We start from the raw sequence: 8056 nt of genomic DNA, 5'->3' as shown, positions 1-8056 counted from the left end.
ATGCAATCGCGGTGATGCACAATGGCGAATTGTCGAAACCGCTACCGATCGCCGAAGCGACCTTCGAGAAGATCGGCCTCTTGATGGGCGGCGCCGAGCCCGGCCACGCCGAACACACGCTGGAGACGGCATGATGCGCCTCGAACTCGTCAAACGCCCGCAGCGCTCGGCGCTGTTTTCGATGCTGTCGCCCTTCATCGCCTTCGCGTTGACGATGATCGCCGGGGCCATCCTGTTCGCGCTGCTCGGCGTCAATCCGCTCAATGCCTTCAAGATCTATTTCATCGAGCCGATCAGCCAGGTCTGGCAGTTGCACGAGTTGGCGATCAAGGCCGCTCCGCTGATCCTGATCGCGGTCGGCCTGTCGGTCTGCTACCGGGCCAATATCTGGAACATCGGCGCCGAGGGGCAGCTGATCTTCGGCGCCATTTTCGGCTCGATCATCCCGGTGCTGTTCCCCCATTTCGAAGGCCCGCTGGTGCTGCCGCTGATGCTTATCCTCGGCATGTTCGGCGGTGCAGTCTATGCCGCCATCCCGGCACTGCTGAAGACGCGCTTCAGCACAAACGAGATCCTGACCAGCCTGATGCTGGTCTACGTCGCACAGCTCTTCCTCGACTGGCTGGTGCGGGGCCCGTGGCGCGATCCGCAAGGCCATGGCTTCCCGCAGACCATCCAGTTCGGCGACTCCGCCATCCTGCCCGAACTGATGCCTGACGCCGGGCGCGCCAATTGGGGCTTCGTCTTCGCCCTGGTCGCCGCCGTGCTGATCTGGCTGCTGATGGGCCGCATGCTGAAGGGCTTCGAGGTCCGCGTGCTGGGCTCCAGCCCGAGGGCAGGGCGCTTCGCCGGCTTCGGCTTCAACCGCATGGTGTTCTTCACCTTCCTGTTGTCGGGGGCGCTTGCCGGCCTGGCCGGTATCTCGGAAGTCTCAGGCGCGATCAACCAGCTGCAGCCCGTGATCTCTCCCGGTTATGGCTTCACCGCCATTATCGTCGCCTTCCTCGGCCGGCTCAACCCGCTCGGCATCATCGCCGCGGGCCTTGTTCTGGCGCTGACCTATCTCGGCGGCGAGGCCGTGCAGAGCGCGCTCGGCATCTCCGACAAGGTGGCGCGCGTGTTCCAGGGCATGCTTCTTTTCTTCGTGCTCGGCTGCGACACGCTCATCCACTACCGCATTCGTCTGATCGGCTTTGCCGCGCCAAAGCTCGAGGCCGCGCCCAAGCTGGAGGAGGCACGCTGATGGAAATCACCGTCAACATTCTTTTGACCATCGCCACCGCGGCGACGCCGCTGCTCATCGCGGCAATCGGCGAACTGGTGGTCGAGCGCTCCGGCGTCCTCAACCTCGGCGTCGAGGGCATGATGATCATGGGCGCCGTCGGCGGCTTCGGCGCCGGCTATCTCACCGGTTCGCCCTGGATCGGCCTGCTCGCCGCGATCGCCGTGGGGGCGCTGTTCTCGCTGCTGTTTGCCGTCATGACGCTGTCGCTGGCCACCAACCAGGTGGCGACCGGCCTGTCGCTGACATTGCTCGGCCTCGGTCTCTCCGGCATGATGGGAACGAGTTTCGTCGGCCAGCCCGGCCAGCGCCTGCCCAATCTCGACATTCCCGGCCTGAGCTCGATCCCGGTCGTCGGCAAGCTCATCTTCGGCCAGGATCCGGTCTTCTACATCTCGATCGCGCTGACCGCCGCCGTCACGTGGTTCCTGTTCAGGACCCGCACCGGTCTGACGCTCCGCTCGATCGGCGACAGCCACTCTTCGGCGCATGCGCTGGGCATCCACGTCATCCGCTACCGCTATCTGGCGGTGATCTTCGGCGGCGCCTGCGCCGGTCTTGCGGGCGGACACCTGTCGCTGGTGTACACGCCGCAATGGGTGGAGAACATGACCGCGGGGCGCGGCTGGATCGCGCTGGCGCTGGTGGTGTTCGCCTCCTGGCGGCCGTGGCGGGTGCTGGCCGGCGCCTACATCTTCGGCGCGGTGTGGATCGGCCAGCTTCATGCACAGGCTTTTGGCATTCCGATACCGTCGCAGATGCTTTCTTCGCTGCCCTATCTGGCAACCGTCGTGGTTCTCGTTCTAATCTCGCGCAACAAGCGTCTGACGATGATGAACACGCCGGCTTCCTTGGGGCAGCCATTCGTTCCGGATCGTTGACAACAAACAAAAAGACGGGAAGCTCCAAGGCTTAACTCAGAGAGGTAACACGATGAAAAAATTGCTTATTGCCCTGATGACCACGACCGCGGCCATTTCGCTGGCGGCAACGGCCGAAGCCGCCGACAAGCTCAAGGCGTGCTGGGTCTATACGGGCCCGATCGGCGACTTCGGCTATTCCTACCAGCACGACCAGGGCCGCCTCGAGGTGGAGAAGGCGCTCGGCGACAAGGTCGAGACCGCTTATCTGGAGAACGTCTCGGAAGGCCCCGACGCCGACCGCGCCTTCGAGCGCCTGGCGCGCGAAGGCTGCAAGCTCATCTTCGGCACCTCCTTCGGCTTCATGGATGCCGAAGTGAAGGTGGCCAAGAAATTCCCGAAGGTGATGTTCGAGCACGCCACTGGCTACAAGACCGGCGACAATCTCGGCATCTACAATGCGCGCTTCTATGAAGGGCGCTACGTCCTCGGCCAGATCGCCGCCAAGGAATCGAAGGCCGGCGTCGCCGGCTACATCGTGTCCTTCCCGATCCCCGAAGTGGTGATGGGCATCAACTCCTTCATGCTCGGCGCGCAGTCGGTCAACCCGAACTTCAAGGCCAAGATCGTCTGGGTGAACTCGTGGTTCGATCCGGGCAAGGAAGCCGACGCCGCCAAGGCGCTGTTCGACCAGGGCGCAGACATCATCGTCCAGCACACCGATTCCACCGCCGCGCTGCAGGTGGCGGAGGAGCGCAAGCTGCACGGATTCGGCCAGTCCTCGGACATGATCAAGTTCGCGCCGAACGCGCAGCTCACCTCGCTTACCGACGAATGGGGGCCGTACTACATCAGCCGCGTCCAGGCTGCCATCGACGGCACCTGGAAGCCGGACAATGTATGGCTGGGCATCAAGGACGGCGCCGTCAAGCTTGCGCCGTTCACCAACATGCCCGACGACGTCAAGGCGATGGCCGAGGCGACCACCAAGAAGATCGCCGATGGCTGGAACCCCTTCACCGGGCCGATCGCCAAGCAGGACGGCTCGCCCTGGTTGAAGGACGGCGAAGTCGCAGACGACGGTACGCTGCTCGGCATGAATTTCTACGTCAAGGGCGTCGACGACAAGCTGCCGCAGTAAGCGACGGTCGGACATTGAAATGAAAGGCCGCCCTCGGGGCGGCCTTTCATTTGCCGCATATTTTGCGTCAGACCGCCGAGCCGTAGAGATCGTAGGCGTCGGCGCGATCGACCTTGACCGTAACGATGTCGCCGGCGCGCAGCGGACGGCGTGACTGGATGTGCACCGAGCCGTCGATCTCCGGTGCGTCATATTTGGTGCGGCCCTTGGCCGACATTCCGTGCGCCTCGTCGATCAGCACCGGCAGGCGCTTGCCGACCTTCTTGGCGAGCTGCGTGGCCGAGATCTTCTGCTGGCGCTGCATGAAGCGATGCCAGCGCGCTTCCTTGATCTCCTGCGGCACCTGCTCGAGGCCGAGATCGTTGGAGCGCGCCCCCTTGACCGGCTCGTATTTGAAACAGCCTGCGCGGTCGATCTTCGCCTCGTCCAGCCAGTCGAGCAGCATCTCGAAATCCTCATCCGTCTCGCCCGGAAAGCCGACGATGAAGGTGGAGCGGATGGCGAGATCCGGGCAAGTCTCGCGCCAGCCGCGGATGCGCTCAAGCGTCTTTTCGCCATGCGCTGGCCGGCGCATGTTCTTCAGCACCTGCGGCGAGGCATGCTGGAACGGGATGTCGAGATAGGGAAGGATCTTACCGTCCGCCATCAGCGGAATGACGTCGGCGACATGCGGGTAGGGATAGACATAGTGCATGCGGATCCAGATGCCGAGCTTGCCGAGCTCTTCGGCCAGGTCGAGGAATTTTGCCTTGACCTCGCGGTCGCCGAACATGCTGGTCTGGTACTTGATGTCTATGCCGTAGGCGCTGGTGTCCTGCGAGATGACGAGGATTTCCTTCACGCCAGCCTTGGCCAGCTTCTCGGCCTCGCGCAAAACGTCGGCCGCCGGTCGTGAGACGAGGTCGCCGCGCAGCGCTGGGATGATGCAGAAGGTGCAGCGGTTGTTGCAGCCTTCGGAGATCTTGAGATAGGCGTAGTGGCGCGGCGTGAGCTTCACGCCTTGCGGCGGCAGAAGGTCGATATAGGGATCGTGGCTGGGCGGGGCCGCCTCGTGCACCGCTGCCATGACGCTCTCATAGGCTTGCGGCCCGGTGATCGCCAGCACATTGGGGTGCTTCTCGCGGATGACCTCGGGCTCGGCGCCAAGGCAGCCGGTGACGATGACACGGCCATTCTCGGACAGCGCCGAGCCGATGGCGTTGAGCGACTCGTCGCGCGCGGAATCGAGGAAGCCGCAGGTGTTGACCACGACGAGATCGGCCCCGTCATGCTTGCGCGCGATCTCGTAGCCTTCCGCGCGCAGCCGCGTGATGATGCGCTCGGAATCGACGAGCGCCTTCGGGCATCCAAGACTGACGAAACTGACGCGAGGGGCAGACATAAGCTTTTCCGGGCTTTTCGGGATCGGCGGCGCAATACCACACTAATTGCGGCATTGGTATGGGCAACGGCTGCGGCGAAACACAACCGTCGTTGTTCCGCCTGCCGCTGGCGCCGATCGTCAACTTACCGCTGCATTGACATGCGGCCACACTTCCATCGCGCCCCGATAGACCATGTCGACTGCCACATAGAGGATGATCGCCAGGCCGATATAGGCAATCCAGCGATAGCGATGCAGCAGCCTGGCGATGAAGCTCGCGGCAAGGCCCATCAAGCCGATCGACAGCACGAGACCGATGACCAGCACCCAGAAATGATCGCGCGCCGCACCGGCGACCGCCAGCACGTTGTCGAGCGACATCGACACGTCGGCGACGACGATCTGCAGCGCCGCCTGGCCAAGCGTCTTGCGCGGCGCCTTGCCGGCGATCTTGCTGTCCCTGTCGAAGTCGGTATTGGACAGTGCCTCCGTCGCCTCCTCCTCGTCGGCATGAGAGGTGCGCAACTCGCGGTACATCTTCCAGCACACCCACAAGAGCAGGATGCCGCCGGCGAGCAGCAGGCCGACGATAGCCAACAGCTTGACGGTTACTGCGGCAAACAGGATGCGCAGCACGGTCGCTGCCAGCACGCCGATGAGGATCGCCCTCTTGCGCTGCTCGGTGGGCAGGCCGGCGGCCGCCAGCCCGATGACGATCGCATTGTCGCCGGCCAGCACAAGATCGATGGCAATGACCTGGAGAAGGGCGGTCAAGCTTGCGGCGCTGAAAATGTCCATCGGCTGGAGGCCCTTTGCTGTTCGCCGAGTGTCGGTCGTCGAATATCCAGACGCCCTAACGTGTATGGTTCGTGTGCGTCAAGTGACCGGCCGGAACAAGCGCGGCAAGCCGACTCTTTTCGACAGGCGAGTGATCGGTTCGGGTCAAAATGGCAGGTCGCCGACAGGCCGGCGCAAGTGCGTCGTGGCTCTAGTCGTAGAGATTGTACTTCGCCCAATCGGTTTCCGGGATCTCGTCGCCGATCCGGTAACGCAGCTGCAGGATCTGCATGTGGTCGGGCGCGGTCTGGCACTTGAACTTCAACCGATACCATTGCCCCTTGCTGCGGAAGGCCGCGCCCGGGCTCCGGATCGCGTCGGCGCTCATCTCCGGCGTAGCAAAGGCGTAGGCGACCACTCGGTCGGCCTTGTATTTGTGGTCGTCGTGGGTGATCCGATCGAGCACTTCCGCATCGCAGCGCTGTTCGAGCCGGGTCTGTGGATCAAGTTTCAGGAGGCCGGCGCGCAGCGCGTTGTCCATCGCATAGGCCGGCCATGCCAGCGTCAAGGACGCCAAAACCAAGAGGCAGAGCTTTTTCATCGGCGGGAGAAGCAGCATATTTTGTCTGAGAAATCAACCAGACCGCGGTCGGACGGCGGGCGTAGCCCTCACACGCTACTGCGGTATCTGGGCCTTTTTGCCTGTATGTGAGATGCGTCACATCGTCCAGGCTGGCGGTGCTGAAGAGTGTTTTCTCGATCCATGACGACGATACTGGAGGCGGCGATGCGCGCGACCATTTCGATCCTCGTTCTGGCGGCGTCGTTGATGCCTCCGGCCTCGCTTGCCGACCCGGTGCAATCGTCGGAAGACATCATCAAGTTTTTCGCCAGCACAGCCCAGCTCGGCCAGTCGCGCGGAATATGCGTCGGCGCCGCAGACGAATGTGACGGCAAGGCGGACGCGCCGGCGCCGGCCGGCCTGGATATGCTGGTCAATTTCAATCTCGATTCCGCCGAACTCATGCCGGACGCCCGGGCCAAGCTTGGCGAATTTGCCAAGGCGCTGAAGGACAATCGCCTGAAGAGCCAGAACTTCGTCGTCGAAGGCTATACTGACGCCTCCGGCTCGCCCACCTACAACAGGGGACTTTCGGAACGCCGCGCCCAGTCGGTGACCGCATTCCTGCTGTCGAACGGCATCGAGCCGTCGCGCATCACGTCCGTTGGCCTTGGCGCAACCCTTCCGCGGGTGGCCAATCCCTACGATCCGGTCAACCGCCGCGTCGAGATGCGCATGAACACCCAGTAGATCGCGTGATCTTGCTAGAACACGCCGCCGATGCCGATCCCACCGCTGATGTCGGGGGGAGGAGCGGCCGGACGCGAGGACTGCGGCTTCGAGGACCTTGCGGCCTTTCGGCTGGTCGCCGCCTTGCCGCGCGCAGGGGCGGCATCCGACGATATCCTGGCCGGCTTGGTCCTTTGCACGACGACCGGATCCTTGCACACGCGGCCCGACTGCAAGAACAGGTCGCCCAGCAGTTCGACGGTGGGTTCAGTCGTCGATGCCGTGCGCCGGGTGTTCTTGTAGTAGCTGGTGACGGCGCGGACGGAGCCCTTGCCCCAATTTCCGTCGACGCTCGTGCGGTAACAGCCCAGGCGACGCAGCTCTGTCTGGATACTGCGCGCGAGATCGGTGGCCTTTTCCGGGTCCGGCTCGCCGGCCGACTTGCCGACGATCAGTGTTTCGAGGCCGGAGACTACGCTTTCCTTCGCGCCGTCGAGGCTGGCGACCTGCGTCCCGGCAGGCTTGGCCGAGGGATCCGACGGCGGTGTGATCTCGACCGACCGCAATGTCTGGCCGACGATGATCACCGCGGTCTGCAGGTCGTTGGAAGCAAGCTCGACCTGCAGCTTCTCCTTGGCGACCGGATCCGACAGGATGCGCGACAGGCTGGCGCTCAACTGGGTCGGATCGAGCACCTGCTGTTCGGTGAAGTAGAATTGCTCGCGCAGATTCGACTGATCCCACGGCACCTGACGACCGAGCGTGAGCGCCTCGGTCTCGTTGCGCACGCGTATCATCATGTCGGAAATGCTGAGCCCCGGGATTTCGATGTTCTGCAACAGGGCCGTGGTGAAGGGGCTGTTGTCGCCGGCTCCATCGACCGTGGTGTTGCCGGGCTGGGTCGCAAAGGCGACGAAAATGTTCTCGCCCACCTCGACCTGCGCGAGGCCATCGGCGGTGCTGGCACCTTCGCCCACCGGGTTGTTCCGGCAGGCGTCGAGGAAGATGAAGGTTTGCCGCTCACGGCTGGCAAATTTGGCGATCACATCATTGAGCCTGATCGCGCGCGCGGTCAGCTGCTCCAGGTTTTGCGCGTCGGGCGTGTCGACTGGCAAAAGATAGTTCTCGCCCTGAAGCTGGACGCCGTGGCCAGCGTAGAAAATGAGCACCGCGTTGGCGCCGGCAAGCTTGCCGGTGGCTTCCTGAAACAGCCTGGCAAATCCCTCCGCCGAAAGATCGGTGCCGGTGAGCACGTCGAAGTTCAGCCTTCTCAGGCTCTCGGAAAGTCTTCTGGCGTCGTTGTCGGCGTTGGCAAGGTGGGGGAGGCGTGCGCTTTGGTAGT

General features: G+C 63.5%; 8 protein-coding genes. 4 read left to right on the top strand and 4 right to left on the bottom strand.

The window, feature by feature from the left end:
* Nucleotides 1-130: 130 nt before the first annotated feature.
* Genes EN781_RS18945 through EN781_RS18935 form a run of 3 tightly spaced genes read left to right on the top strand, consistent with a single transcriptional unit; the run spans nt 131 to nt 3283 of the window.
* Entirely contained in the window at nt 131-1243 is a 1113-nt protein-coding gene (locus EN781_RS18945) for an ABC transporter permease (RefSeq protein WP_126054542.1), read from the top strand.
* Nucleotides 1243-2163 (top strand): ABC transporter permease, encoded by a 921-nt coding sequence (locus EN781_RS18940; protein WP_126054543.1) that lies wholly within the window; start codon nt 1243-1245, stop codon nt 2161-2163. Before EN781_RS18945 ends, EN781_RS18940 begins: the two co-directional genes overlap by 1 nt.
* 52 nt (nt 2164-2215) lie before the next feature.
* Complete coding sequence (locus tag EN781_RS18935) at nt 2216-3283, top strand: BMP family ABC transporter substrate-binding protein (RefSeq protein ID WP_126054544.1); 1068 nt, start codon at nt 2216-2218, stop codon at nt 3281-3283.
* Between the two features lie 67 nt (nt 3284-3350).
* Here the strand turns inward: EN781_RS18935 and rimO are convergent, their stop codons facing one another.
* From rimO to EN781_RS18920, 3 genes are all read right to left on the bottom strand, one after another.
* Nucleotides 3351-4664 (bottom strand): 30S ribosomal protein S12 methylthiotransferase RimO, encoded by a 1314-nt coding sequence (gene rimO, locus EN781_RS18930; RefSeq protein ID WP_126054545.1) that lies wholly within the window; start codon nt 4662-4664, stop codon nt 3351-3353.
* A gap of 120 nt (nt 4665-4784) precedes the next feature.
* Nucleotides 4785-5444: a TerC family protein gene (locus EN781_RS18925; RefSeq protein WP_126054546.1), complete on the bottom strand. Its 660-nt coding sequence runs from the start codon at nt 5442-5444 to the stop codon at nt 4785-4787.
* Nucleotides 5445-5634: 190 nt separating this feature from the next.
* Entirely contained in the window at nt 5635-6042 is a 408-nt protein-coding gene (locus EN781_RS18920; RefSeq protein ID WP_126054547.1) for a DUF930 domain-containing protein, read from the bottom strand.
* A gap of 168 nt (nt 6043-6210) precedes the next feature.
* On the opposite strand from EN781_RS18920, the gene EN781_RS18915 reads away from it, so the two are divergent.
* Nucleotides 6211-6735 carry an OmpA family protein gene (locus EN781_RS18915; RefSeq protein ID WP_126054548.1) on the top strand — a complete coding sequence of 175 codons (525 nt, stop codon included), beginning with the start codon at nt 6211-6213 and terminating at the stop codon, nt 6733-6735.
* A gap of 14 nt (nt 6736-6749) precedes the next feature.
* Here EN781_RS18915 and EN781_RS18910 read toward each other — a convergent pair.
* The coding region (locus tag EN781_RS18910) for a caspase family protein (RefSeq protein WP_145965547.1) at nt 6750-8056 on the bottom strand (1307 nt) is incomplete at its 5' end.

Source organism: Mesorhizobium sp. M4A.F.Ca.ET.090.04.2.1 (assembly GCF_003999085.1).
Lineage (GTDB): Bacteria > Pseudomonadota > Alphaproteobacteria > Rhizobiales > Rhizobiaceae > Mesorhizobium.
This window is presented reverse-complemented; position numbering and strand designations above follow the sequence as displayed.

What these genes read in the sequence shown, in the direction of transcription:
- EN781_RS18925 (WP_126054546.1), bottom strand. Translation starts at nt 5,444, where the DNA reads ATGGACATTTTCAGCGCCGCAAGCTTGACCGCCCTTCTCCAGGTCATT.
- EN781_RS18940 (WP_126054543.1), top strand. Translation starts at nt 1,243, where the DNA reads ATGGAAATCACCGTCAACATTCTTTTGACCATCGCCACCGCGGCGACG.
- EN781_RS18935 (WP_126054544.1), top strand. Translation starts at nt 2,216, where the DNA reads ATGAAAAAATTGCTTATTGCCCTGATGACCACGACCGCGGCCATTTCG.
- rimO (WP_126054545.1), bottom strand. Translation starts at nt 4,664, where the DNA reads ATGTCTGCCCCTCGCGTCAGTTTCGTCAGTCTTGGATGCCCGAAGGCG.
- EN781_RS18945 (WP_126054542.1), top strand. Translation starts at nt 131, where the DNA reads ATGATGCGCCTCGAACTCGTCAAACGCCCGCAGCGCTCGGCGCTGTTT.
- EN781_RS18920 (WP_126054547.1), bottom strand. Translation starts at nt 6,042, where the DNA reads ATGCTGCTTCTCCCGCCGATGAAAAAGCTCTGCCTCTTGGTTTTGGCG.
- EN781_RS18915 (WP_126054548.1), top strand. Translation starts at nt 6,211, where the DNA reads ATGCGCGCGACCATTTCGATCCTCGTTCTGGCGGCGTCGTTGATGCCT.